This is a genomic window from Caballeronia sp. GAWG2-1 (genome assembly GCF_023631405.1).
Classification (GTDB): domain Bacteria; phylum Pseudomonadota; class Gammaproteobacteria; order Burkholderiales; family Burkholderiaceae; genus Caballeronia.
Genome location: NZ_JALQDD010000029.1, coordinates 22887 through 48167 on the forward strand (window position 1 = coordinate 22887; position 25281 = coordinate 48167).

The window sequence follows — 25281 nt, forward strand, 5'->3', positions numbered from 1 at the left end:
GCTTTGCCCTGTCGTTCACGATGCCCTCTGGCTCAGAAGTTGGTTTCGCTTGCGCCCTTCAGCTTCAGCATCTCACGCGCTTCGTCAGGCGTGGCGATGTCGAGCGACAGTCCTTCGATAACCTGACGAATCTTGCGCACTTGCGCCGCGCTCGATTCGGCGAGCTTGCCCGGTTCTATCCACAACGAATCTTCCAGGCCCACGCGCACGTTCGAGCCTTGCGAGAGACCAATGGAGCCGAGCGTGATCTGGTTACGGCCCGCGCCGAGAATCGACCAGACATAGTCCTTGCCGAAGAGACGGTCGGCGGTACGGCGCATGTGCGCGAGGTCTTCCGGATGCGGCCCGATACCGCCGAGCAGACCGAACACGCTTTGCACGAAGAAAGGCGGCTTGGCGAGCCCGCGATCGACGAAATGCGCGAGGTTATAGAGATGCGAGATGTCGTAGCATTCGTATTCGAAGCGCGTGCCGTTCGCACCGCACGACGTGAGGATGTATTCGATATCCGCGAACGTGTTCTTGAACACGAGATCGCGGCTGTTCTCCAGATGCTTGCGCTCCCACTCGTGCTTCAGATCCTTGAAGCGGTCCAGCATCGGGTAGAGACCGAAGTTCATCGAACCCATGTTGAGCGACGCCACTTCGGGCTTGAAGTGATGCGCGGGCTTCAGACGCTCGGCCACCGTCATGTGCGGACTGCCGCCCGTCGTCAGATTGATGACGGCGTTCGTTTCGGCCTTGATGCGCGGCAGAAATTCCTGGAACACGGCGGGGTCTTGCGTGGGATGACCATCGTTCGGATCGCGTGCGTGCAGATGCAGAATCGCGGCGCCTTCCTTGGCGGCGGCGAGCGCCGCATCGCCGATCTCTTGCGGCGTGACCGGAAGATACGGCGACATCGACGGCGTATGAATTGCGCCCGTGGGCGCGCACGTGATGATGACCTTGCGTCTCGTTGCCATGTCGTCTCCTTGGTTTAGAGCACTTCGACGTTGCCGCACACCGAAATGGCCTGCCCCGAGATGCCGCTGCCGCCCGGCGAACACAAGAACAAGGCGGTGGCTGCGACTTCCTCGGGCGTCGTCATGCGGCGTAGCGAAATCTTCGCGAGATATTGCTTCTCCATCTCTTCGTAAGGCAGATTCAGTTGCTTCGCACGCGCCGCGATCACGCGCTCGATACGCGGCCCTTTCACGATGCCCGGCTGAATTGCATTGACGCGAATGTTCGACGGTCCGAGTTCAATGGCAAGACTCTTGGTCATGCCGACCACCGCCCACTTGGTTGCGGCATACGGCGTGCGAAAGGCGTAGCCGAGCCTGCCCGCAACCGACGACAGCGCGATGATCGCGCCGCCATCGCGCGCCTGCTTCAGAAGCGGCACCGCGCGACGCGCGAAATAGAACTGCGCGTTGAGGTTGATATCGACCGTGTCTTCCCAATCCTTCTCGTCGAGCTCGTCGATACCGCCTGTCGGTCCCGCGATTCCCGCGTTATTCAGAAGCACGTCGAGACCGCCGAGCTCGCGCTCGACATCGGCGAAGACGCGCTCCACGGCCGCTTTATCCGACACATCCGCGAGCGTCGAAGTGATCGCGTTGAGTTCCGTGCTGGCTTCGGCTTCGGCGAGTGCGTCGATGGCTTCCTGACTCGCATCGCACACGTGCACGCGCGCGCCGGCATCGACGAAGGCCCGCGCAATCACGAGCCCGATGCCCGATGCGCCGCCTGTCACGAGCACGCGCAAACCCGCGTGCGGTTTCAGCATCTGAAGAACCGTCATCATGTCTCCGTCATTGTTATCGTTCAATACAAACTCAGGCGCTTGCCTTTTGCTCGCCGTTGCCGCTTTCCGAATGAGAGGCCGGAAGCCGTTCCTGTAGATCGGCCGCCGCATCGCCGATATCTTCCTCGATGCCCGCGCGCGCGCCTTCGCCATCCCCGCGCCAAAGCGCATCGACGATATGCCGATGCGCGGCCATCGACTTGCGCATGTGCGGAATGTCCGGCGCGACGAGGTTCAGGAACGGGCCGATGCGCATCCACAAGTTTTGAATGGTCGCGAGCGTGAGATCGCTTGCGCCGTGCGTGTAGATCGCGATATGGAATTCGAAGTTGCTGCGCAGATAAGCGGATGCATCGCCGGCTTCGACGTAGCCATCCATCTCGTCGAACACTTCCTGCAATTGCGTGAGATGCGCGCGGCTCATGCGCGATGCTGCGCGCTTCGCGACCGCGCCTTCCAGCGCGATGCGCACGTCGCGCAATTCCTCGAGCAATTCGAGCGTCATGGGCGGGACCATCAGCGCGCGTCCGGCGCCGTCGATCAGCGCGCCTTCCGCTTGCAGGCGCGTGAGCGCGGCGCGTACCGGCATGGTGGATGACCCGACCGCTTCCGCGACGCTGCGCAGACTCAGCAACTGGCCGGGCGCGAAGCGGCCGGTCATGATTGCCTCGCGCAACTGCGCATAGACGCGCCCGGCCATGGTTTCGCGCGCCACGACTTCGAGCGCGGGAAGGTCTGTCGTCGTGCGAGTCGCCAACACAGCCTCCGGTTTGGTTTCGTATGGTTTGTGTGACCTGTGATCACACTTGCTTGGAGTGAAGTGTGGGACGTGATGGGCGTGGAGTCAACGAGGGATTGATAGGTGAAAACGCGCATCACACGTTAAAGCATCGTGCATATGTTGCTGGTAATCAGGCAATTCATGCGCGTCTAACTTCATGTATCTACATCTTTTTTATCATTTTATAATGACTACCTTGTCGACGAACCGAGGTACTTCATGAACCTGGATAGCAAGCTGTCGATCTCATTGAAGAAACGCGCAGGCAATGTCGTGCTTCGCCGTGACTTGAATGGTCTCGCGAGTGCCTCCCACCTCAGTACGGCAATACAGCATCAAATCGACGATGGCCGGCTGGTTAGACTAGGAGCCGGAATTTTTGCAAAGGCGGTTCCAGATTCGGCGGGCAAAGCGCGACTTGCCGTGCGGCTGGAAATATTGCTTCTCGAAGTGTTCGACAAACTAGGCGTGCATGTCATCGGCTTGACCATTCGACGCGAACGCGATCGCGCTGTTTGCTTGGTCGATATTGGAACCAACCGGACTCAGCGCAAGCTCGGGTGGGACGGCATTCAGGTGCAATACGTAGTCCGTCCGCGCGCCGAGACAGACGTTACCAAAACGCCCGGGCTGCCCGCTAATATCGATGAGCTGCCCACTCAAGGCGTTGCGAGTTTCGTAGAGCGCCTTGCGAAGTCGCATGGCATCGAATACCGGCGCTCCGGGCTCGATGACTTCGCGGAAGCTGTGACACGCGCCGCTGGAGACGACGTCGACTTCGACTTGACAGGGAAGTTGCTCGTGTTGCTGAAGAAGAACGACATTGTCAACGCGCGTCAGTTCGCACGCTTGATGACCAATCATTTGAAAGAGGTGAGGCGTGTTCGACCCGTTCGGGGACTACGAGACGGCAGGCTATCTGCGTAACATTGAACGCATCAAGGATCTCGACGAGCTGAAGTATCAGGAGCACGGCTTCTTCGAAGCAAACCTCGAAAAGGCACTGACGTTTTTGCGCTCGGTGCGAGGCGACATTGCTTATGAGCATTTCCTCGAGGTCCATGGAATTCTGTTCGACGAGTTCTATCCCTGGGCGGGAAAAGATCGTTACTCGCTAGGCGTGGCAAGACTCGTCGGCAAGGGGCAACGCATTCAGTTCGAAGCGTCGGAACAATGTCAGCGCGCGGTCGAATGGGGTCTTGACATCGGCAACCATCCGCTGAAGATGCGAGAAGCGCCTGGAACCGTGATGGGCGCATTCGCCTGGGCGCATCCGTTTCTCGACGGAAACGGCCGCACCATGCTGCTCGTTCATGCCGAGCTTTGTTACCGGGCCAATTTCGCGATCAACTGGAGCGCATCGCGTAAAGAAGCCTATCTGGAAGCGCTCACAAAGGAAATCGAGAGCCCGGCGGACAAGCATCTCGATAGCTATTTCGCGCCGTTGATTGTCGATGCCGTCTCTCACGCCGGCCTGCTTGCGCATCTCACCGCGTTACCCGGTCTCGATGGCCAAATGGAAAGCAGCGGCGAAGACGTTGCATACATGGCGAACGATCCAGTAGCAAATCGCTTATACCTCGAGATGAAACGCGCACGCCGCGAACGCTAGCCGGCAGGCGTTCAAGCCCCAAACTGCCCCGCCACCGCCTTCTGAATTTCCTCGAACGCCACCGGCTTCACGAGATGATGATCGAACCCGGCTTCCTTCGACCGTTGCCGGTCATGCGCCTGTCCATAACCCGTCACCGCGATCAAGAGCGCATCCGCGGTCGCCGCACGCTTGCGCATCTCGCAGGCGAGGCGGAATCCATCCATCCCCGGCAAGCCGATATCCAGCAGCACGATCTGCGGCGCGAATGTCTCGCTGATCTCGAGCGCAGCCGTCGCATCGTGGACGACGCGCACATCGTAGCCATCGGCTTCGAGCAGAAGACCCATGGCGGTTGCCGCGTCCACGCTGTCATCCACGAGCAGCACGCGTCTGCCGCCGCTCGATCCCGGCGCGATCTCGACACGCGGAACCGGCACCGCCTGCGGTCCACACGCAAGCGGCAACCACACGACGAACTCGCTGCCCTGTTGCAGTCCCGCCGAATACGCTTCAATACGTCCGCCCTGCAACTCGACGAGCGTCCTCGCAAGCGGCAAGCCGATGCCGAGCCCGCCTTCCGAACGCTCCAGCGATGTCTCCGACTGCACGAACAAATCGAAGATATGCGGCAGCATGTCGGCGGCAATTCCGATGCCCTTGTCGCGCACGCTGATGCGCGCCTGGTCGCCGACCCGCGCCGTCTCGATCTCGATCTCGCCTTCCTCGACGCTGTACTTCGATGCATTCGACAACAGGTTGCCGAACACCTGCGCAATCCGCACGCTATCGCCCACGATAAATAACGGCAAATCGCCGAGCTTGGTCGTGAGCGTATGGCGTTTTCTCTGCAGCGCGGGCTGCGCGGTTTCGATGGCCGCTTCGATTGCCATTGCCACATCCACCGCTTCCTGACGCAGCGTGATCTTGCCTTGCGTGATGCGCGCGACATCGAGCAGATCGTCGACAAGACGGCTCAAATGCCGCACCTGACGGTCGATGATCGTACGCACCGTTTCAAAGTGCTGCGGCGAAGGCTTGCGCTTCGGATCGAGCAAATCGACGGCGTTTTGTATTGGCGCGAGCGGATTGCGCAACTCGTGCGCGAGCATCGCAAGGAATTCGTCCTTGCGGCGATCGGCGTCGCGCAGCAGCATTTCCGCGGCCTTGCGCTCGGAAATATCGTTGACGATGCCCGCGATGCGATCCGGCCGTCCGCCCACGCCGCGTATCGGGAACGCGCGCTCGGCCATCCAGCGCGGACCGCCCTCGGCACCCGTGACGCGAAACTCTTCCTGATAAGGCGTGCCGTGCGCCGCCAGTTCCCGGTACGCCGCGCCCACATGTTCGCGGTCGAGCGGATGCACTTCGTTGGACCAGTGATCCACGCCCGGCGTGGGCAGCGGCGCGCCCTGGCGCGTATCCCACAGGCGCGCGTAAGCGGGGCTCACGTAGAGCAACTGATTGGTCGCGGGATCGAGCATCCAGAAAATGTCGTCGATATTCTCGGCAAGCTGACGAAACCGCTCCTCGCTTTCCCGCAACGCGCTTTCCGCAAGACGCACGCGCAACAACGCACGCACATGCGCGATCAGTTCGGCGGGCTCGACGGGTTCGGTAAGGTAACTGTCCGCGCCGCCTTCCAGACCGCGAATGCGATCGAGGCTATGCACGGCCGCCGCCGATGTCTGCAGCACGAGCGTGCCCGCCGTCTCCGGCGAAGCCTTGATGAGCCGGCACACTTCGAGCCCGTTGATATCGGGCAGTTTCACGTCGAGCAAAACGAGGTCGGGCGATTCGGCGCGCACGCGTTCGAGCGCCGTCGTGCCGGTAGCGGCTTCGATGACATTGAACCCCGCGCGCGACAGAATGCGCGTTTTCGCATAGCGCGCGCCGTCGTTGTCGTCGACGTTGAGGATCAGCACCTCGCTCCAGTCGCTCGTCATGACTCTGTTCCGTAAGCGCGGTGCGCGTCCGTCACCGCCGCGAGCACACTCGCGAGTTCGCTGCCCGCCACCGGTTTGCCGATGAACGCCGCCGCGCCCAACGCTTCCGCCTCGCCACGGTCCTCGGCCTCGCCGAGCACGACGATCGGCAGGTTGCGCATGGCCGCCTGCGCGCGCAACGCGGCGAGCCACGTCCACGCTTCGACCGGCGCGGGCCGCACGGTCAACAAAAGCGCGGCGGGCCGTGTGCGAGTAAGCGCGCGGGTCGCTTCGTCGAGCGTCGCGGCCGTCATCGCGCGATACGGCGACTGCCGCAAGGCCGCTTCGCAATCGAGTCGCTCGATCGGATTGCTCGCGACGACGAGCACCATCGGACGAGGGTCGTCGGCGGCGGAATGTTCGGTATGCGCGATGTCGTGTTCGTCGCCGTAATAAGCGGGCATGGTCGCGCTGAAGGTCGAGCCGCGCCCCGGTTCGCTCGTGAGCGACACATCGCCGCCAAGCAGCTTGCAGAGCTTGCGGCACAGCGGCAAACCGAGCCCCGTGCCTTTGACGTATTGCTGCAGCCTGTTCTCGACCTGGCCGAATTCCTCGAACACCACGTGCTGATGTTCGGCCGCGATGCCGATGCCCGTGTCCGCGACCGCGAACGTGATCAGCCGCCGCGCTTCGTCGTAACTCGCGCTTACGCGCACTTCGCCGCGCTCCGTGAACTTGAGCGCGTTCGACACGAAGTTTCGCAGCACTTGCGCGACCTTCGCTTCGTCGGTGCGAATGGGCGGCAGGCCCACGCACGAATCGAAAATCAAGTCGACCGCGCCGCCCGGTGAAAGCGGCCGCAGCATGCCGCGCAGCGCGGAAAAAAGCGTATCGACTTCGAATTCGACGGGACGCACGTCGATCTTGCCCGCTTCGATCTTGGCGAGGTCGAGCAGGTCATCGACCGTTTCGGACAAGTCTTCCGCCGCCCGGCGAATGAAGCGCACCTGCTTTTCCTGCTCCTCGGTCAGCTCGCCGTCGATACGTTCGAGCAAGAGCTTGGACAACGCACGGATCGACGAAAGCGGCGTGCGGAACTCGTGACTCATGTTCGACAAAAAGCGCGATTTGGACTCGTCCGCGCGACGCAGATGATCGGCGCGTGCATCCAGTTCGGCATAAAGCGCCACCACGCCGCGATTCGTATCTTCGAGTTCGCGCGTGAGATGCGTGAGTTCTTCCTGACGCTCGCGCAAGTCGGCCAGCGCGCCGATCAATTCGCGGTTCTGACGCTGCAATTCAGCGGTGGAATCGACGTCCGTGGAAGCGGAGAGCGTGTCGGCGACCGAGCGGGCCGACGTTGCATCGAAGGGCGCGTTGTCCGGCAGCGCTTTCGCGAGCGAGATGGACGTGCCGCCGTCGGCTTCCTCGGCGATGGCGCATTCGTCCATCAATCGCTGTGCCGCGAGCAGGCCGAGCGCGGCTTGCGAATCGTCGGTTCTGACCGCGCGCAGACGCTCGCCCGCGCCGGCGCTTGCAAAAAAGCGCACGACGAAGCGGGCCGGCCGCGTGTCCGTATCGACGAGAAAATCGGCGCGTGCGGACGTGCCTGCAAGCAGCACCGTGCGAGCCGCTTCCAGCACCGAAGTCGCGATGCGCGTCTGATCCTGCGACGAAAAACCGAGTCCCGCGCTCGCATCGCGCGACTTGCGCCGCGCCGCGACGATATCGTGCTCGCTTTCGAGCCGCATCGAATAGAGGCGCGTCGTCATGGCGCACGCACGCCCATGCGCGCGACAAAAACCGTGACGTCGTCGCGGCCGCGCGTGAAATCGCGATACAAAAGCGCCGCAACTAGCGAAGGATGGCGCAGATTCAAACCCGGATAACGCGCGAGATCCCAGCGCGACGTAAGCCCGTCCGAATGCAGCACGATGAGCGCGTGCGCGGGATAAGGCGTCGCGAATTGCTGCGCACGCCGCGCCGCGTGCCCGACAATGCCGCTGTGCGAGACCAGATGCTTGTGCGTGTCGAGCGACCACACACTCGCCGAAATATTGCCGATGCCCGCGAACGCGACTGCCGCCGAGTCACTGGCAAACGGCACGCGCGCAATGCCCACTGCCGCGCCGCGAGTGGTGCGCAGCGCGCCGTTGGCCAGTTCCATGATGCGTTCGAGCGATGCGTCGCCGTCCGTGCCCAGAATTTTCGCCGCTTCGATTGCCGCGAGATTGGCAAGCGGACCGTGCCCGAGGCCATCGGCGACGAGCACGGTGAAGTCGTTCTCGCCCATGTGGCAGGACCAGGCATCGCCGGAAACGGTTTCGGTTTCGAGCGGCAGATTGACTACGCCATACGTCACGCGCGCCGGTGCCGCATGATTGGCTTCGCCGCTCCAGAACACCGTGCGCAGCACCGTGCCTTGTCCCGGCTGGCTCCAGATGTCGAGTTCGTCGGACAGACGTTTGATCGCGCCCATGCCGTTGCCCGGGCTGCCAGCGGTCGTGTAACCGTCCTCGAAGCACCGGTAAAGATCCGCGATTCCCGGTCCGCTGTCGATGCACAGTACTTCGATGCCGTAACGCCCGCTATCTTCGAGCGGCCGCACCAGCAACTCGCCGCGCTCGGCATGCTTCAGCAGATTGGTGCTGCATTCGGTCACGACGATCGCCAGTTTTCCCGCGACCGTCTCGTTGAAACCGAGGCCGCGCGCGAGTTCGCCGATAGCGCGCCGGGCAAAGGCGATCTGACTCGCCTCCGCGATTTCGAAGCGCTGCTGCGCGGCCATCGATTCCTTCAAAACGGTTTCCATTTGGTGATCGAAACGTAAGTGCCCTCGCCCGGCGCCGAGCGAATCTCGAACTCGTCGCACAGGCGCTTTGCGCCGCCCAGACCAAGCCCGAGACCATGACCCGAGGTGAAGCCGTCGGACAGCGCGCGGGCGATATCCGGAATACCGGGACCCTGATCGACGAATTCGAGTTTGAGGCCACGGCGCCCATTGCGCTCGACGAGTAAGCAGTGCACGTCGCCGCCGCCACCGTAGATGAGCGTGTTGCGTGCCAGCTCGCTTGCGGCCGTCACGAACTTGGTCTGATCGATGAGCGACAAGCCCTGCGCGACGGCTTTTTCGCGCACGAGCTGACGCAAGCGCACGATCTGCTCGTCGGAGCGGATCGGCAGCGTGATGGGCGACGTCGAGGCGGCTTGCGCGGCTGATGAAGTGAAGGTCGTCATGGAAGGCGTCACATGCGGCCGTCAGTAGATGCTCTGATTGAGCAACGCCATGCCCTTCTCGACGTTCAGCGCGGTGCGCACGCCCGGCAGCGCGAGCCCGAGTTCCACGAGCGTGATCGCAACCGATGGCTGCATGCCGACGACCACCGTCTGCGCATCGAGCACGCGCGCCATGGCCGCCGTGTTGCCGATCATGCGGCCGATGAACGAATCGACCACGTCGAGTGAAGAAATGTCGATCAGCACGCCGCGCGCGCCATCTTTCACGATACGGCTCGTCAGATCGTCCTGCAGCGTGAGCGCAAGACGGTCGTGCATGTCCACTTGAATGGTGACGAGCAGCAGCTTGCCCATCGTGAGAATCGGAATGCGTTCCATCGCTGGCCCCGTTCGGTCTTTCTAATCGCGTTGTGCGTGGCGGTTGTCGACGCGCGCCGTCATTCGGCTTGCAGCGCGTCGTACGAACCCGCCGGGCCTGCTGTACCGGATGCGCCGCTCTTGCCCCCGCGCTGCGTGTTTTCGACGGAGAGCGACTTGCCGGTGCGCTGCAGCGCGACGACGAACGCCGCCGCGAGCGTCGCCTTCGTCGTGACGTTGGACAGGTTCACGCCCAGATGCACGATGGTCTGCGCAATCTGCGGCCGAATCCCGCTGATGATGCAGTCCGCGCCCATCAAACGCGCCGCCGCCACGGTCTTCAGCAGATGCTGCGCGACGAGCGTATCGACGGTCGGCACGCCCGTGATGTCGATGATCGAGATGGCGGCGCCCGTCTCGACGATCTTCTGCAGCAGGTTTTCCATGACCACCTGCGTGCGCGCCGAATCCAGCGTGCCGATGAGCGGCAACGCGAGGATGCCGTCCCACAGTTGCACGACAGGCGTGGACAGTTCGAGCAACTCTTGTTGCTGACGCACGATCACTTGCTCACGGCTCGCCTGGAACACTTCGGTGGTGTAGAGCCCGAGCGCGTCGAAGAGTGTGCTGATGGTCCAGGTGAGATCGGCAAGCGTCGCGGGCTCGCCTTCGAGCGATGCGCGCAGGCGCGCGAACAGCGGCTGCTTCAGCGAGAACACGAACATCGCGGTCTCGACCGGCGAGAAACCCTGACGCGCGCGTTGGCCGGACATATCGGCGAGAAATGCGCGCACTTCCTGCCACGCGCTCGATTCGAAGTCGACCGTGTCGCTTGCGCCGAGCGCGGCCACCATGAGTTCGACGAACTGCCCGAACTGATTGCGCAACTCCGCTTCGCCGACCAGTCCGCGCCGCGATGCGATTGCATGCTGCTGCGTGATCCACTCGGCGAGCAGTCCCGCCTGGTTGCTGTTGAACAATTGGGCTAGCCGAGTTCCGCCGACCATATCCATGCCGAGATTCCTGTGCGAATGTTTTTATGCGCGCGTCCGTAGGATGACTGGCGAGCCGCGCCGGGCGAAAGCGCTTTTGCGCTGCAACGATTGGCCACGCAGAACTGCGAATGACCGAAAGCAACGCAAAGGCGCTCGGAATGTAGCACGTCGTCTCAAAAATCGACAGTCTGCGAAGCCTTTTGGCGCGTGCCTTCCGCGCATTTTCAATAGCTCGATAAAGCGATTCGCAAGCGATCGGCAATTGCTTCCGGTCGTTCGATCCGGGATGGACAGAAGCCGGTCAAAACTATCCCATGCAATCAGACCAAGTCAGCGTGTCAGCAGGAATAGTTCCAGCGCCTGGAGGCTGATGGGCTTGAGGAGATAACCGTCGAATTCCGTTTCGCCGCTGCCATCGACGAAATCGGAGTGACCCGTCATTGCGATGATGCGGGCGTCGCGCGAAAGACCGGCGGCGCGAATCCGGCTGCAGATGTCGCGGCCGTCGGCGTCGGGCAGGGAAATGTCGAGAAAGATGCGGTCGAAACGCGTGTGACTCGTGAGCGCCAGACAACCGGCGCCGTCGTACGCAATGGCAGCGGTGTGCCCGAGACTCGTCGCGATATCGGCGAGAGTCTCGATGCAGGCTTCATTATCGTCGACGAGCAACAGGTTCATCGTGACTGGCTCCGGTACGACCGAAACGATGCGCCAGCGGCAAGCAAAAAAACTCCAAGCAACCCATGACGCCGCGCGCGAGAAAGAGTGTAGTCCATCCACTCTGGCGCCAGCACATTCGTACCGAAAGCGGCGAAGGTTTGGCCGTTCGCCGCTTGAGTCGGCGCGTCGATGCGCCATTGCATGCCATCTATAGCGGCGCGAATATTTTTCCAGGAGCGTGCCGGTGCAATACTCGCCCGGAGCAGGACAACCATGAAACTTGCGGAGCGCACATGGCCCACATGACCCATCCCGTCGATGAAGTGCTGCCCTTGCCCGCCATGCTTGCAGTGGGCATACAGCACGTGCTCGTGATGTATGCGGGCGCGATTGCGGTGCCGCTCATCATTGGCGCGGCGCTCAAGCTGCCGAAGGATCAGGTTGCGTTTCTCATCAGCTCGGACCTCTTCGCGTGCGGGATCGTGACGTTGGTGCAGTGCATCGGCGTATGGAAATTCGGCATTCGCTTGCCGGTCATCATGGGCGTGAGTTTCGCGCCGGTCGGGCCGATGGTCGCCATGGCTTCGTCGGGCGCGGGGCTCACCGCCATCTTCGGCGCGACCATCGCGGCGGGCGTGTTCGCCATACTCATCGCGCCATTTTTCGGGCGGCTGATGCGCTTCTTTCCGCCTATCGTCACGGGCACGATCATCCTGACCATAGGCATGACGCTCTTTCCGGTGGCGATCAACTGGGCGGGCGGCGGGCGCGGCGCGCCTAATTTCGGCGATCCGAAGAACTTGATGATCGCGGGCATCGTGCTGCTGGCGATTCTCGTCATCAACAAGTATCTGCGCGGCTTTCTCGCGAATATCTCCGTGCTGCTCGGCATGGCGATTGGCTTCGCGGTCGCGTTGGCGCTCGGACTCGTCGATGTCTCGGGCACTGCTCAAGCGGCATGGTTTTCTCCGGTGCGGCCGTTCGCTTTCGGCTGGCCGACTTTCGATATCGCGGCGATTGCGTCGCTGTGTCTCGTGATGGTCGTCATCATGGTGGAATCGCTCGGCATGTTTCTCGCGCTGGGCGATCTCGCGGGGCGGCCGGTATCGCGCGGCGACGCGACGCGTGGCTTACGCACCGATGGCCTCGGCACGGTGATCGGCGGCATCTTCAATACGTTTCCGCATAGCTCGTTTTCGCAGAACATCGGACTCGTCGGAATTACGGGCGTGAAGAGCCGCTGGGTGGTCGCGGTATCGGGCGTGATCCTGATATTGCTCGGGCTCTTGCCGAAGCTGTCGAATTTGATCGCATCGATTCCCGTGGTCGTGTTGGGCGGCGCGGGAATCGCGATGTTCGGCATGGTCGCGGCCACGGGCGTGAAGATACTCGGCAAGGTCGATTACGAGAGCAAGAACAACTTGCTGATCATCGCGATCAGTCTGGGCGTGGGCGTAATTCCGCTCGTCGCGCCGACGTTCTTTGCGCACATGCCGGCGTGGGCCGGGCCGCTGACGCACAGCGGCATCACGCTTGCTGCCGTGTTTGCGATTCTGCTCAATGCGTTCTTCAATCGCGGCAGAGCGGCGGCGGATGTCGAGCGCGAGATTGCGGGGGAAATGCCGTTGAGTTTGAGGCAGGGGGAGGAGTGACGGTTCAGCGACACTTCTTCGCGTTGTCGCATAAGCACGAGTGTCAGCAAAATTTCGCGCGGGATCGAGGGAACCGGCGCTACACCGTCACGTCTCATTGATCGCATGCGGCACGAGCGCCGCGAACATAACCAATCCTGCAAGGAGCGCCAAATGTTCCAATACCCCGGTCAATTCGCCTACCAGATGCCATCGCTTGCTCGCGCCAATCTACAGGCGTTTCTCACTATCAGCGGCCGATTCGCGAGCACCATGCAGGCGCTCGCCGAACTCAACGTGCAGACCGTAAATAAAATGGTCGAGGAAAGCAACGCGCTTCTGAAAGCGGGCGATGAAGCCAGCGCCGGCGATGTCTTCGGCTGGCAGTCGATCATGCTTGCGCAGTTCCCGCAGAAAGCGGCATCGTACGGACAGCATGTGTTGTCGATCATCACGTCGACGGAAGCTGACGTCGTCGGCGAAGTGCGCAGTCAGTATGAGCAAAACGGCATCAAACTGAAGGGTCTCTTCGATACCGCCACGACCGACGCCACCAAAGCCGCGCAGTCCACGGGCGCCGTCATCACCGATCTCGCCGACACCGCGACTACAGCCGCGGAGCAAACCAGCGGCGTCATTCTCGATGCGAGCGGCGAGATCACACAGAGCGCGCAGACCGCTGTCACGAAGGCAACACGCGCGGCATCGAAAAGATCGAGCTGACGCGCCTCAAGCGTCCGCCGCCTTCTTCTTCGGGCGCGCGCCTCCGCGCCCTTCCTTCAGCACGATCCACGTTGGCGCATGATCGCTTGCATGCGGCTCGCCACGCACCCACGTGTCGACGCCCGCATCTTTCAGCTTCGGCGCGAGGTCCTTGCTCAGCAAGAGATGATCAATGCGCAAACCCGAGTTCGTCTGCCAATGCTGCCGAAAATAATCCCAGAACGTATAGATACGCTCATTCGGATAATGCTTGCGCAATGCATCGGTCCAACCTTGCGCCAGCAGCTTCTCGTAAGCCGCGCGGCTCTCGGGCTGCAACAGCGCATCCTTTTTCCATGAGCGCGTGTTGTAAATATCCTCGTCAGTGGGAATGACGTTGTAATCGCCCGCGAGCACGACAGGATGGCCACTCTTCAACAAAGCGGCCGCGTGCGCGTTGAGGCGCTCGAACCACGCGAGCTTGTAGTCGAACTTCGGGCCGGGCTGCGGGTTGCCGTTCGGAAGATAAAGACATCCGATCAGCAAACCATTGACTGCGGCCTCGATGTAGCGGCTATGTGTGTCGTCTTCGCCACCTGGCAATCCGCGCCGGCTGAGGATCGGTTCCGCGCCCTTGGCGAGAATGGCGACGCCGTTCCACGATGCCTGACCGTGCCACAGCGCGCCGTAGCCCGCTTTCTCGATATCGGCGGCGGGAAACTGCGCATCGGTTGCTTTCAGCTCCTGCAGACAGACGATATCCGGCTCCTCGCGTTCGAGCCACCCGAGCAGGGCGGACAGGCGCGGGCGGATGCCGTTGATGTTGAAAGTCGCGATCTTCACTCGGCGTTCTCCATCGGTCGTGGACTCGTGGCGCGTTCATCGTAACGCGCCCAGGGCCGTTGCACGATGCATGCCGCGTCGTCGTGGCCAAGCGCATCGCCATGAAATCTGCGACATTCACGGGAACTCGACTTCACTCTCCTGTCCGCATCCACATGTCCGCTACTGTTCCGCCGCACGCCGATGGCTCGCTGCACTGGCAACGCAATCTCTATGTCTGCGTGTTCGGTTCGTTCACCACCATCATGGCGATGACGCTCCTCCTGCCCTTTTTGCCGCTTTACGTGCAGCAGTTAGGCGCGGCCTCCGTGGAGAGCGCGGTGCAATGGTCGGGCGTCGCGTTCGGCGCGACCTTTCTGGCAGCGGGTCTCGTCGCGCCTTTGTGGGGGCGTCTTGCCGACCGATATGGCCGCAAGCCGATTTTGATCCGCGCGAGTCTCGGCATGGCGATCACCATGTCGCTGCTCGGTGTCGTGCAGACGGTCTGGCAACTGGTGGCGATCCGCTTTCTCGCGGGACTCGTCGGCGGCTATGCGAGCGGCGCCATCGTGATGATCGCGACGCAGACGCCACGGCACCGCACCGCGTGGGCGCTCGGCACGCACGCGTCGGGAATGATGGCGGGCAATCTCGTCGGCCCGCTCGTGGGCGGGCTGCTGCCTGGGCTGATCGGCATCCGTTCGACCTTCTTTCTTGCAGGCGGCCTCATTTTCTGCTCGTTCATCATGACGACGCTCTTCGTGAAGGAAGAGCGCCGTGTGCCCGACGGCGCGAAGGGTTCGCCGGGCCGCGCGCGCAGCAGCGGCTGGCGCGACGTGCCGAAGCTTACGCCCGTCATCGCGATGCTCGCGAGCGCCATGCTGCTGATGTTCGCCAACATGTCGATCGAACCGATCATCACCGTGTATGTGTCGCAACTGGTGCAGGACCAGAAGAACGTGACGCTGGTCGCGGGCCTCGTGATGTCCGCCGCCGCGCTGGGTAGCGTGCTCGCCGCGCCTCGCGTCGGGCGGCTGGCGGACCGCATCGGCGCGACGAAGGTGATCGTCGCGTGTCTCGGGTTGTGCGGCGTGCTGCTGATTCCGCAGATCTTCGTCACGACCGGCACGCAGCTCGTCGTGCTGCGCTTTCTAATGGGGCTTGCGCTCGGCGGTCTTTTGCCCGCCATTACTAGCGTGGTGCGTCATAGCGTGCCGGACAGCGCGGCGGGTTATATCCTCGGCTATGCGACTTCGGCGCAATACATCGGACAGGTGACGGGGCCGCTCGCGGGCGGCTTCATCGCGGCGCACGTGGGCATGCATTCGGTGTTCGCGATGACGAGCGTGTTGATGTTCATGGGGGCGGGGTTTAATGCGTGGGTGTTTTTGCGCAGGAACGGCAGCACGAGCTCGGATGCCGCGCCGTGATAGTCATGCGGCACCTCCTTTTACACCGCCTCTGACAAACGCTCCCATAACCCTTACCATGCAAGCCACGCCGCGCGTGTGCGCGAACCACTCTATCCACATCATGGCCGATTCCAAACCCCGCGACAGCATGCATATCTGGCTGATCCGGCATGGCGAAACCGAATGGAGCAAGTCGGGCCAGCACACCGGCTCGACCGATATCCCCTTGACCGACGAAGGCCGCAAGCAGGCATCGGCGCTCGCACCCGTGCTCGCCGCCCAGTCGTTCGATCTCGTGCTCACGAGTCCGATGAGCCGCGCGCGGGAGACCTGCAAGCTCGCGGGTCTCGGCGATCAAGCCGAGGTCGAGCCGTCGCTGCACGAATGGGACTACGGCATCTACGAAGGCAGGAAGACCGTGGATATCCGCCAGGAAATTCCCGACTGGTCGGTCTGGACTTCCCCCATGCCCCAAGGCGAGATTGCCGCCGATATCGGACGCCGCGCGCAATCCGTGATCGACCGGCTGACTGGCTCCGGCAAGACGCATATCGCCATCTTTTCGCACGCGCACTTTCTGCGCGTGCTCGCGGCGCAGTGGGTCACCGGCACGGCCACGTTCGGCGCGCATCTCGTGCTCGATACCGCGTCGATGAGCGTGCTCGGCTTCGAGCGCGACACCCGCGCGATCATCAAGTGGAATCTGCGCGCCTGAACCGTCCGCTCAAGCGTCGAGCCAGCTGCTCGCCGTCTCCCGCGCAAAGTCGCGATACGACCGCGGCGGCCTCTGCAACAGCGCGCTCAGGCGCTCGATCTGCGCGGCCGTTGCCACCGCGCCTTCCCGCTGATAGCGCCGCATCATGAGTTGCATGTCGTACGCGAGCCATTCGGGCGCCGCCTTGAGGCTTGCCTGCAAAGAAGCGAGGTCGTCGCCGGCGTAACGGATGGGGCGCTGCAAGGCTTCGGTCCAGATAGCCGCGACGCTCCTCCCAGTGATCGCCTCCGGTCCGACGAGGTCGTACGTTTCGGCGGGCAGCGCGTCGGTTGCGTGTTCGCGCCTGAGCAATTCGCGCGCGGCCGCCTCGCCGATATCGCGCACATCGACCATCGAAATCCCTTTATCGCCGATAGGCATGCCGAAGATTCCCGCGTTCAGCAGCGGCTCTTTCTGGCGCACGTCGTTCTGCATGAAATACGCCGGACGCAGCACGGTGACGGGCAGCGCCTCACGCTCGATCATGCGCTCCACGGTGTGCTTGCTCGTGAAGTGCGGCACATCCGCATATTCGTCGCCCTTGAATACCGACAAATAGACGATGCCCTTCATGCCCGCCTCGCGCGCAAGGCTCAAAGCCTGCAGGGCCTGCGTGAGTTCGTCGGCAGCGTTCGGCGCTAGCAGGAACAGCGTGTCGATATCGGCGAGCGCCGCTGCAAACGAAGAGAGGCCGCTCAGATCGCCCTGCACCGGCTTGACGTGCGCCGGAAACTTCGCGTCCGCGGGCTTGCGCGTCAGCGCCCTCACCTCGACGCCGCCATCCAGCCCCGCGAGTTGTTCGATGACCTGCGTGCCGATCACGCCCGTGCTTCCTGTAACGAGAATAGTCATGTTGATTCTCCAGTTTTCCAGTTGATCGGGCCGTCAAGAGGCCCGGTGTTGATACGATAGGCGTTCCGCTTTCGAGTCGGAAGCCCTGAAAACAAGACGCCCCGTCTCACGGATGGAACGCCATGAACCTGATCGCTCTCGCCGATTTCAACGCCGTCGCCCAACATGGCGGTTTCGCGGCCGCCGCGCGCAAGCTCGACCGGCCGAAAGCCACGCTTTCGCGACGCGTCGCCGAACTCGAACAGGAGCTCGGCGTGCGGCTGATCGAGCGCGGCTCGGGCACGTTGCGGCTCACGGAGGACGGTCAGGCGCTGCATCAGGGAACGCACGGACTGCTCGCGGATATCGCCGATCTCGGCGAATCGATCGCCTCGCGCGCGCCCGTGCCACGCGGCAAGCTGCGCGTAAGCGGGCCCGTCGTGTTCACACATGCGGTGCTTGCGCGTGTGGCTGCCCGGTTCGTGCTTGCTTATCCCGAAGTCGAACTGGAGCTCGTCGCCGAGGATCGTCTGGTCGATCCCGTGCAAGACGCTTATGACCTCGTGATACGCGTGAATCCGGCGGCCGACGTACTACTCATGGGCCGTCAGATTGCGACCGACCGGCGCGTGCTGGTTGCTGCGCCTTCGCTTATCGACAGCGATGAACTTCCCACGTTGCTGCCTGCGATCACGCTTTCCACCGCAAACGACACGCCTTGGCAAATTCGTACCGCCAATGGCAAGTCACGCACCATCGAAGCACGAACGGTGTTGCGTATGTCGTCGCTCTTATTGATACGCGAAGCCGTGCTGGATGGTGCGGGCGCCGCGCTTCTGCCTGGGTTGCTCGTTGCGCCGGATGTGGCTGCGGGCAGGCTGGTCGCGTTGGGGGAGGATGCGGGTCCGGCCGTCGCGATCTGGGCGCTATATAGCTCACGTCGTTTGTTGAGTGCGAAGGTGCGGGCTTTTCTGGATGTGCTCGGAAAGCCGGAGTGCTGAACGTAGGCTGTTTGAGCGTCATGTCCGTCGCGTCGACGGCTGCAAGTGGGCGGGCGATCGAGATTGGCATCGACAACCACCATTCGAGACTATCTGTCCGATGGTTCGCTCACCATGACGTACGAGTTTGTCGGAAGCAGGCTTGCTTTATGCGTCCTTGTCCGACGGCCGGTGAAGAAATGACAGGCTTCATCGCAAAACACCAATGAAACCAACGGAGGAACCATGAGCATCTTTTCAAGCATCCTGAACAAGATTTTCCCGCACGATCATCCGGCCGCGAGCGCATCCGGCGCCGCTACTCCGCCCGCTTCACCGGGCGCAGCGCCGGCGACACCGACGGCATCGGGCACGCCGACGAGCACGCCCGCAGGCACGGCAAGCGCCGAACCCGCGCGCCCGCCGGTCACGCCGATGCCCGAAGTGGATGTCGAAGCAATCCTCACGCAGAAGCAGCAGCAAAGCGGTGCGACCCTGAACTGGCGCACCTCGATTGTCGACTTGCTTAAGTTGCTCGATCTCGACAGCAGCCTGGATGCGCGCAAGTCGCTAGCCGCCGAGTTGCACTACACCGGCAACACCGACGATTCCGCGTCCATGAACATCTGGCTTCATAAGCAAGTCATGAAGAAGCTGGCGGAGAACGGAGGCAAGGTGCCGGCGGACTTGCAAGACTGACCATGCTCTAATCGTCGCGGCGTTGCCCTGGCGTCGCGACTCATTTGGTATGACGCATCACGGACCGCACCTCACATCCTTTAGCGCGATCGCCCCATGCGCGCCAACGCCACCATGGCAAACCCCGCACCCAGTGCCACGTAAGTCGATGCCAAGGCGCGCTTGCTCAAACGGGCTTCGTATCCCGGCGTGAAGCGTTTAGGGACGACATGGTAATCCACGACATAAGCAGTGACTGACGTTGCAATCGCGGCAGCAACGACATCACGCGGACGCGCACGCGAAGTGCACAGCGTTTCGAATAGCACGCCCCAAAAAACCGCGCTGCCCAGATGGATGCCAGAACCGACGGCGGTAAATTGAACGCTGGGCGCCTCCTCCTTTGGCGCCTGATCGGGCCAGACGCAATGCGCGACAGCGTTCATCGCCGAATAAGGACGATGCCCGGATTTCGACGCGCCTGCCGCTGCGACGAGCGCCGACGCCACACCCGCGCTTGCGCCGGAGAACATCGCGCGCGATAAGGTTTCAATTAATCTGGAATGCATACTTTCCTTTGAGCTTTGAGAGTCGTTAGCCCAGAGCAAAGGCTATTCCGCGTGCCGTTCCGGTCACAACCGGGTCGCGGCACACCGATTGCGAACGTCCAGATACTTCTCGGGCGATCGGTGCTTCTCGCTGAACGCTGAAGGAAAAAGCTGCATGACGGATTCAATGGCACGGCGGTTGCTGTAGTACCCACAAGCCGACGCCTTGCCAGTCCACGCGGCTGCATGAACTCGGTTCCCCATTCAACGACTCAATTCGGCCCTGTCCCCGGCCGTTCAGCCAGCGCGAACCATGCGCTGAGGCTCGCAGCAAGATGACCGCAAGTGACGCAACAACGTCCTCTCGGTCGCCGCGAGATCAACAACTCATCTAAAACCGAATGCGTGCGCTCGTCCGCTGCAGGACGGCGCTCGCTGTTACAAAGGAGTGGCTGATATGTTCGTTCACAATAAGCGTCTGCAATACACCGTCCGCGTAGCTGCGCCGAATCCTGGTCTTGCCAATCTTCTGCTAGAGCAGTTCGGCGGGCCGCAAGGCGAACTGGCGGCGGCATGCCGTTACTTCACGCAAGCTGTATCGGAAGACGATCCGGGCCGCAAGGACCTGCTGTTCGATATCGCCACCGAAGAACTGAGCCATCTGGAAATCATCGGCTCGATCGTGGCCATGCTCAACAAGGGCGCAAAGGGCCAACTCGCCGAAGCCGTGCAGACCGAAGCCGAGCTGTATCGCTCAATGACCGGTCACGGTAACGACTCGCACACGACCGCTCTGCTCTACGGCGGTGGACCGGCGCTTACGAACTCGGCCGGTGTGCCTTGGACCGCGGCTTATATCGATACGATCGGCGAACCGACTGCCGACCTGCGCTCGAATATCGCAGCTGAAGCACGTGCGAAAATCGTCTATGAACGCCTTATCAACGTGACCGACGATCCGGGCATCAAGGAAGCGCTCGGCTTTTTGATGACGCGTGAAATCGCGCATCAGAAGTCCTTCGAAAAGGCGCTGCATTCCATTCAGCCGAATTTCCCGCAAGGCAAGCTGCCCGGTCAGCCGGAATTCACGAGCGTGTACTTCAATATGTCGAAGGGCGATGACGCGCGCGGTTCGTGGAATGAAGGCGGCGACTGGAAGTTCGTCGAAGATCCGCAACCCGCAGTCGATGGCGGCGATGGCACGGCCACCGTCGGCGTATCGAAGGAAGAGGTGGATGCGTTGCAGGCAATGGCTACGCGTACCGCATCGGACCCGTCGAGCGACCCGACCACCGGCGCCGATCTCGGCTCCGGCATGGCAACGGCCGCAACCTCGAACTAAGCTGCATTAAGTAGTAACCTCCGGTTCTGCGGCTAATGCGGTGCGGAACCGGAACGAAAAGAGCCGCTCGATTGCGGCTCTTTTTTCCCTCGTAATTCATTAGGATCACCAAAAATGTCTACTGTTTCATCGAAAGGAACCGTTCGCGTTCACCGTAGCCCGATCGATTGGGTCGCTGGCGCGCTTGTCATCATCGGTGCGTTGAATTGGGGGCTGGTTGGACTGCTGCAGCTCGATCTCGTGGCGGCGATCTTCGGCGTGGCCTCGCCGCTATCGCGGATCGTCTATGTGCTGGTTGGCATCGCCGGAATTTATATGCTGGTGCGCGCCTTCATGCCGGCACGCGAGCATGGATTGGCCAAGCTTTAAAGACAAATCGGCCCCGCTGGCTGCGCCATGCGGGGCCGACATTCAAATGCACGAATCCGATTAATTTTGCACGCCCCAGCGGCGCACGGTGACACGCTCGACCGTATCGAACACGAGATGCTCGACAGCAAGACCGATCACGATCACCGCTGCAAGTCCCGCGAAAACGCGATCCGTGTAAAGCTCGTTGCGATTCTGAAAGATGTACCAGCCAAGCCCGCCCTTTCCTGAACTCGCGCCGAAGACAAGCTCCGCTGCAATCAAGGTCCGCCACGCGAATGCCCAGCCCACTCGCAAGCCGGCAAGAATCGACGGCAACGCGGCAGGCACGAGAATCAGCACCACATGACGCAAGCCCGTCAGCCCGTAATTGCGGCCTGTCATGCGCAAGGTCGAAGGCACCGCCTGAAAACCCGAATAGGTGTTGAGCGCGAGCGGCCACAAGACCGAATGCACCAGCACGAACAACAAGCTGCCCGTGCCAAGGCCGAACCACAACAACGCCAGCGGTAACAGCGCGATAGACGGCAACGGATTGAACATTGCCGTGAGCATCGACAAGATATCCCGGCCAATGCGCGTCGAGACCGCAAGCGACGTCAAGACGAACGCGAGCGCCGCGCCGAGCAAATAGCCGCGCAACAGCACCGACATTGAAATGGCAACCTTGTCGATGAGCTCGCCCGAGATGATCCCCTGCACGAACGCAACGGCCGTTGCGCTGAACGTCGGCAGTAAAAGATCGTTATCGACGAAGCGCGCGGCGATTTCCCAAATGCCGATGAGCACCAGCGCAATCAGCGTCTTGCGCAGCCACGACGTGTCCGCTATCCGCCGCGCAAGCGGCAGTTTGACTTCGCTTTGATACTGAATGTCCGCGGGCGCGGCAGGCTCCACTTCATATTCCGGGCGTACCGGCGGTGCGGCGAGATGCGGCGTGCTCATTGCGCGGCCTCCTCTTCGAACAGCAAGCGATGAATGCGCGCGACGCTCTGCTGAAACTCCCCGCGACCCAGACTCTCCTGCGTATATTGATGGCTATTCAGTTCGGCGCGCACGCGTCCCGGATGCGGCGTCAGTAACAAGATGCGATTGCCGACGATCAACGCCTCTTCGATCGAATGCGTGACGAACATGAGTGTGAAGCGCTCATCGCTCCACAGACGCAGCAACTCTTCCTGCATGCGGCGGCGCGTGAGTGCATCGAGTGCGGCGAAGGGCTCGTCCATCAGCAGAATGCGCGGCTGCATGGCAAGCGCGCGTGCAATCGCCACACGTTGCTTCATGCCGCCCGAGAGCGTATGGGGATAGGCATCCGCGAAACGCGACAAGCCCACCTTGTCGAGATAATGGAGCGCGCGTTCGCGTGCCTCGGCGCGACTGAGCTTGCGCGCGACGCGCAGCGGAAACGCGACGTTTTGCAGCACCGTCTTCCACGGCGGCAACTGATCGAATTCCTGGAACACGACGATACGATCCGCGCCCGGCCCCTTCACGCGCTCACCGGCAATTTCGATACTGCCCGACACCGGTTCGATAAAGCCCGCGACGGCCTTCAGCAAGGTGGATTTGCCGCAGCCCGAAGGGCCGAGCAGCACGAAGCGGTCGGCGCCGTAGACGTCGAAGCTGACATCGTGCGTCGCCCGCACGAGCCTTTCGGGCGTGCGGTATTCGAGAGAAACGTTTCTGGCCGACAGCAGCTTGTCGCTCGTCCCGGCTTCGGGCTGGGGTTCGCGCGGATAAATGGCTTGGGGATTCGCCGCCATGATCTTATGCCTGAATGCAATCCTCAAGCATAGTCAGGGCGGCACGTTCGCCTAACCAATCTTTGCGAATATGGAAAGCAGTCAGCGCGATATCAACTCAATATCAACTGCCGCCGCGCGTCACGGGATCGTCGAAAAAGTAGTCTTGCCACGATTTGGGATCGTTCTTGATCGCGCCCACGCGATGCATGAACTGCGCAAGCGGAAAGGTGTTCTGCGGCTGGACCTTGAACTGCACAGCAGGGTCCTTGATGACCTTGAGGAGCAGATCACGGTCGAGCTTCGCGTTGTTCACGCGCAAATAGATGTCGGCCGCCTTCTCGGGATTGGCGGTGACGAAGCGCGCCGCATCGTTGAGGCCATCGACGAAAGCGCGATACGTCTTCGGGTTCTCATTGCGGAACTTCTCCGTTGCATAGAGCACGGTGGCCGAACTCGGCCCACCCAACACGTCATACGAGTTGAGCACGATATGCGCTTTCGGATTGCCCGCGAGTTCCTGCTGCTGGAACGGCGGATTGCCAAAGTGCGCGTTGATTTCCGTGCCGCCCGCGATGATGGCCGCCGCCGCGTCCGGATGCGGCACCGCTTGCGTGAGCTTGTCGAGGCGATCGTACTGCTTGTCGCCCCATTGCTTGGCCGACGCGAATTGCAGAATGCGCGACTGCACCGAGACACCCACGGCCGGCACCGCTATTCGATCTTTATCGCTGAAATCGGCGATGGTCTTCACGCGCGGATCGTTCGATACGAGGTAATACGGCAGATTGCCAAGCGACGCCACGCCCTTCACGTTCTGCTTGCCGTGCGTGCGATCCCAGATCGTGAGCAACGGACCGACGCCTGCCGCCGCGATATCCACGGAGCCGGACAACAACGCGTCGTTGATGCTCGCGCCACCCGAGAGCTTGGCCCAATCGACCTTGATATCGACGCCTTGCTTCTTGCCTTCCTGCTCGATGAACTTCTGATCGCGCGCCACGTTGAGCAGCAGATAAACCACGCCGAATTGCTCGGCCACGCGCAACGTGCCTTCCGCCTGCGCGGTCGCCGAACAGGCCAACGAGACGACGAGCACGGCGGCGAGCGCGCGCAACGAACGCTTCCCGAAACGAGAATGCATGTGAGAAAACCCCGTGAAATAAGCGCTCAGAACGGCGCGTCGCCCTCAATGGTCGTGCGATACAGCTTGCGGCGTTCGTCGTCGGGCGTGCCGGCGGCCAAGTGCATGACCGAGCGGTTGTCCCAGAACACCATGTCGTGATCGCGCCACTCGTGGCGGTAAAGAAACTCCGGCTTCACGCTATGCGCGAAGATTTCGTCGAGGAGCGCGCGGCTCTCGTCTTCCGGCATGTCGATGATGCGCGTGGTGAAGTGCTCGCTCACGAAAAGCGCGCGACGCCCGTTCTCCGGATGCGTCCGCACAATGGGATGCACCACCGGTTTGACCTGCGCGATTTGCTCGGGCGTCAGGTTCGGGCGCCACGGACTGCGTTTCTGCAACTCGGCGTATTTGGCAAGATAGGTATGCTCCGCGCGGCGTCCTTCGACTGCGCGACGCAGATGCTCGGGCAACGTATCCCACGCAAGATGCTGATTCGAAAACAGCGTATCGCCGCCAACTTTCGGCAACTCCTGCGCATGCAGCAGTGAGCCGAGACTCGGCGTTTCCTTGTACGAGAGGTCCGAATGCCAGAAGTGCCCGGCATCGCCGAGACCGATCGGCTTGCCGTTTTCGAGCACGTTGGAAACGATCAGCACTTCCGGATGCCCGGCGAGCGCGAACTGCTTGAGCACGTGAATTTGCAGCGGCCCGAAGCGCTTGCTGAACGTGACCTGCTGTTCCGGCGTGATGCGCTGGTCGCGAAACACGAGCACGTGATGATCGAGATGCGCGCGATGAATGCGCGCGAAATCGGCTTGCGAGAGCGGCTTGCTCAGATCGAGCCCGATGACCTCGGCGCCGAGCGGCGCGTCGAAGGCGCGAATTTGAATGGATTCGTCGATGGATCGATCGGCGGCTTGGGGCAAACTTTCGAGGGTCGTCACGATGTTCTTGAACGGCGCAAAGACAGCCAATCTACTTCGTCGCAGCCGTGCCGCCAACGAAC

27 protein-coding genes are annotated in these 25281 nt (G+C 61.9%); 10 read left to right on the plus strand and 17 right to left on the minus strand.

The features are described 5' to 3' along the window. Window positions 1-32: 32 nt before the first annotated feature. Genes kce through NCR98_RS19210 form a run of 3 tightly spaced genes read right to left on the minus strand, consistent with a single transcriptional unit; the run spans window position 33 to window position 2489 of the window. A complete protein-coding gene (gene kce / locus NCR98_RS19200; protein ID WP_250467488.1) occupies window positions 33-965 on the minus strand; it encodes a 3,5-dioxohexanoate:acetyl-CoA acetone transferase in 933 nt (310 codons plus the stop codon). Window positions 966-979: 14 nt separating this feature from the next. Next, window positions 980-1786 (minus strand): SDR family oxidoreductase, encoded by an 807-nt coding sequence (locus NCR98_RS19205; protein WP_244829725.1) that lies wholly within the window; start codon window positions 1784-1786, stop codon window positions 980-982. 34 nt (window positions 1787-1820) lie between these two features. Further along, window positions 1821-2489: a GntR family transcriptional regulator gene (locus NCR98_RS19210; protein ID WP_284503888.1), complete on the minus strand. Its 669-nt coding sequence runs from the start codon at window positions 2487-2489 to the stop codon at window positions 1821-1823. Between the two features lie 300 nt (window positions 2490-2789). Between NCR98_RS19210 and NCR98_RS19215 the strand changes: the two genes are divergently transcribed. After that, window positions 2790-3497, plus strand: a complete 708-nt coding sequence (locus NCR98_RS19215) for a hypothetical protein (protein WP_250526986.1) — start codon at window positions 2790-2792, stop codon at window positions 3495-3497. After that, window positions 3451-4182: a Fic family protein gene (locus NCR98_RS19220; RefSeq protein ID WP_250526987.1), complete on the plus strand. Its 732-nt coding sequence runs from the start codon at window positions 3451-3453 to the stop codon at window positions 4180-4182. The genes NCR98_RS19215 and NCR98_RS19220 overlap by 47 nt, the downstream gene beginning before the upstream one ends. Window positions 4183-4193: 11 nt before the next feature. Here the strand turns inward: NCR98_RS19220 and NCR98_RS19225 are convergent, their stop codons facing one another. From NCR98_RS19225 to NCR98_RS19255, 7 genes are all read right to left on the minus strand, one after another. Continuing rightward, the gene (locus NCR98_RS19225; RefSeq protein WP_250526988.1) at window positions 4194-6107 is read right to left on the minus strand and encodes a hybrid sensor histidine kinase/response regulator; all 1914 of its coding nucleotides are present in this window, start codon (window positions 6105-6107) and stop codon (window positions 4194-4196) included. After that, the gene (locus tag NCR98_RS19230; RefSeq protein WP_250510369.1) at window positions 6104-7858 is read right to left on the minus strand and encodes an ATP-binding response regulator; all 1755 of its coding nucleotides are present in this window, start codon (window positions 7856-7858) and stop codon (window positions 6104-6106) included. The genes NCR98_RS19225 and NCR98_RS19230 overlap by 4 nt, the downstream gene beginning before the upstream one ends. Then, on the minus strand, window positions 7855-8898 hold the full coding sequence (locus NCR98_RS19235; RefSeq protein WP_250467494.1) for an ATP-binding SpoIIE family protein phosphatase: 1044 nt from the start codon (window positions 8896-8898) through the stop codon (window positions 7855-7857). The genes NCR98_RS19230 and NCR98_RS19235 overlap by 4 nt, the downstream gene beginning before the upstream one ends. After that, window positions 8883-9323 (minus strand): anti-sigma regulatory factor, encoded by a 441-nt coding sequence (locus NCR98_RS19240; RefSeq protein ID WP_244828742.1) that lies wholly within the window; start codon window positions 9321-9323, stop codon window positions 8883-8885. The genes NCR98_RS19235 and NCR98_RS19240 overlap by 16 nt, the downstream gene beginning before the upstream one ends. 21 nt (window positions 9324-9344) lie before the next feature. Beyond that, complete coding sequence (locus NCR98_RS19245) at window positions 9345-9701, minus strand: STAS domain-containing protein (protein WP_244828743.1); 357 nt, start codon at window positions 9699-9701, stop codon at window positions 9345-9347. Between the two features lie 59 nt (window positions 9702-9760). Next, the gene (locus NCR98_RS19250; protein WP_244828744.1) at window positions 9761-10693 is read right to left on the minus strand and encodes an STAS domain-containing protein; all 933 of its coding nucleotides are present in this window, start codon (window positions 10691-10693) and stop codon (window positions 9761-9763) included. Between the two features lie 312 nt (window positions 10694-11005). Beyond that, complete coding sequence (locus tag NCR98_RS19255) at window positions 11006-11353, minus strand: response regulator (RefSeq protein WP_244828745.1); 348 nt, start codon at window positions 11351-11353, stop codon at window positions 11006-11008. Between the two features lie 275 nt (window positions 11354-11628). Between NCR98_RS19255 and NCR98_RS19260 the strand changes: the two genes are divergently transcribed. Both NCR98_RS19260 and NCR98_RS19265 read left to right on the plus strand, forming a co-directional pair. Continuing rightward, window positions 11629-12987 (plus strand): nucleobase:cation symporter-2 family protein, encoded by a 1359-nt coding sequence (locus tag NCR98_RS19260; RefSeq protein WP_250526989.1) that lies wholly within the window; start codon window positions 11629-11631, stop codon window positions 12985-12987. A gap of 153 nt (window positions 12988-13140) precedes the next feature. Then, on the plus strand, window positions 13141-13689 hold the full coding sequence (locus tag NCR98_RS19265) for a phasin family protein (RefSeq protein ID WP_250526990.1): 549 nt from the start codon (window positions 13141-13143) through the stop codon (window positions 13687-13689). 6 nt (window positions 13690-13695) lie between these two features. Here NCR98_RS19265 and NCR98_RS19270 read toward each other — a convergent pair whose 3' ends face one another. Further along, complete coding sequence (locus tag NCR98_RS19270; RefSeq protein ID WP_244828748.1) at window positions 13696-14511, minus strand: exodeoxyribonuclease III; 816 nt, start codon at window positions 14509-14511, stop codon at window positions 13696-13698. A 155-nt stretch (window positions 14512-14666) separates the two neighbouring features. Between NCR98_RS19270 and NCR98_RS19275 the strand changes: the two genes are divergently transcribed. Further along, the gene (locus NCR98_RS19275; protein WP_250467497.1) at window positions 14667-15920 is read left to right on the plus strand and encodes an MFS transporter; all 1254 of its coding nucleotides are present in this window, start codon (window positions 14667-14669) and stop codon (window positions 15918-15920) included. Window positions 15921-15978: 58 nt separating this feature from the next. Further along, the gene (locus NCR98_RS19280) at window positions 15979-16617 is read left to right on the plus strand and encodes a histidine phosphatase family protein (protein ID WP_250526991.1); all 639 of its coding nucleotides are present in this window, start codon (window positions 15979-15981) and stop codon (window positions 16615-16617) included. A 9-nt stretch (window positions 16618-16626) separates the two neighbouring features. Here NCR98_RS19280 and NCR98_RS19285 read toward each other — a convergent pair whose 3' ends face one another. Further along, the gene (locus tag NCR98_RS19285) at window positions 16627-17508 is read right to left on the minus strand and encodes an SDR family oxidoreductase (protein WP_250526992.1); all 882 of its coding nucleotides are present in this window, start codon (window positions 17506-17508) and stop codon (window positions 16627-16629) included. Between the two features lie 122 nt (window positions 17509-17630). Between NCR98_RS19285 and NCR98_RS19290 the strand changes: the two genes are divergently transcribed. Then, entirely contained in the window at window positions 17631-18488 is an 858-nt protein-coding gene (locus tag NCR98_RS19290; RefSeq protein ID WP_250526993.1) for a LysR family transcriptional regulator, read from the plus strand. 225 nt (window positions 18489-18713) lie between these two features. Continuing rightward, complete coding sequence (locus tag NCR98_RS19295) at window positions 18714-19166, plus strand: DUF3597 domain-containing protein (protein WP_250526994.1); 453 nt, start codon at window positions 18714-18716, stop codon at window positions 19164-19166. Window positions 19167-19246: 80 nt separating this feature from the next. Here the strand turns inward: NCR98_RS19295 and NCR98_RS19300 are convergent, their stop codons facing one another. Then, window positions 19247-19714, minus strand: coding sequence for a hypothetical protein (locus NCR98_RS19300; protein WP_250467502.1), 468 nt, complete (start codon window positions 19712-19714; stop codon window positions 19247-19249). Between the two features lie 436 nt (window positions 19715-20150). On the opposite strand from NCR98_RS19300, the gene NCR98_RS19305 reads away from it, so the two are divergent. Continuing rightward, window positions 20151-21035, plus strand: a complete 885-nt coding sequence (locus NCR98_RS19305; RefSeq protein WP_244828755.1) for a manganese catalase family protein — start codon at window positions 20151-20153, stop codon at window positions 21033-21035. Window positions 21036-21149: 114 nt separating this feature from the next. Further along, complete coding sequence (locus tag NCR98_RS19310; RefSeq protein WP_250467503.1) at window positions 21150-21404, plus strand: DUF378 domain-containing protein; 255 nt, start codon at window positions 21150-21152, stop codon at window positions 21402-21404. Between the two features lie 60 nt (window positions 21405-21464). Here NCR98_RS19310 and NCR98_RS19315 read toward each other — a convergent pair whose 3' ends face one another. The 4 genes from NCR98_RS19315 to NCR98_RS19330 form a co-directional block, all read right to left on the minus strand. Beyond that, window positions 21465-22349, minus strand: coding sequence for an ABC transporter permease (locus NCR98_RS19315; RefSeq protein WP_250510376.1), 885 nt, complete (start codon window positions 22347-22349; stop codon window positions 21465-21467). Then, the gene (locus NCR98_RS19320) at window positions 22346-23170 is read right to left on the minus strand and encodes an ABC transporter ATP-binding protein (RefSeq protein WP_250526995.1); all 825 of its coding nucleotides are present in this window, start codon (window positions 23168-23170) and stop codon (window positions 22346-22348) included. Before NCR98_RS19320 ends, NCR98_RS19315 begins: the two co-directional genes overlap by 4 nt. 103 nt (window positions 23171-23273) lie before the next feature. After that, on the minus strand, window positions 23274-24293 hold the full coding sequence (locus NCR98_RS19325; protein WP_250526996.1) for an ABC transporter substrate-binding protein: 1020 nt from the start codon (window positions 24291-24293) through the stop codon (window positions 23274-23276). A 26-nt stretch (window positions 24294-24319) separates the two neighbouring features. Then, window positions 24320-25219 (minus strand): TauD/TfdA dioxygenase family protein, encoded by a 900-nt coding sequence (locus NCR98_RS19330; protein WP_502799773.1) that lies wholly within the window; start codon window positions 25217-25219, stop codon window positions 24320-24322. Window positions 25220-25281 lie beyond the last annotated feature (62 nt).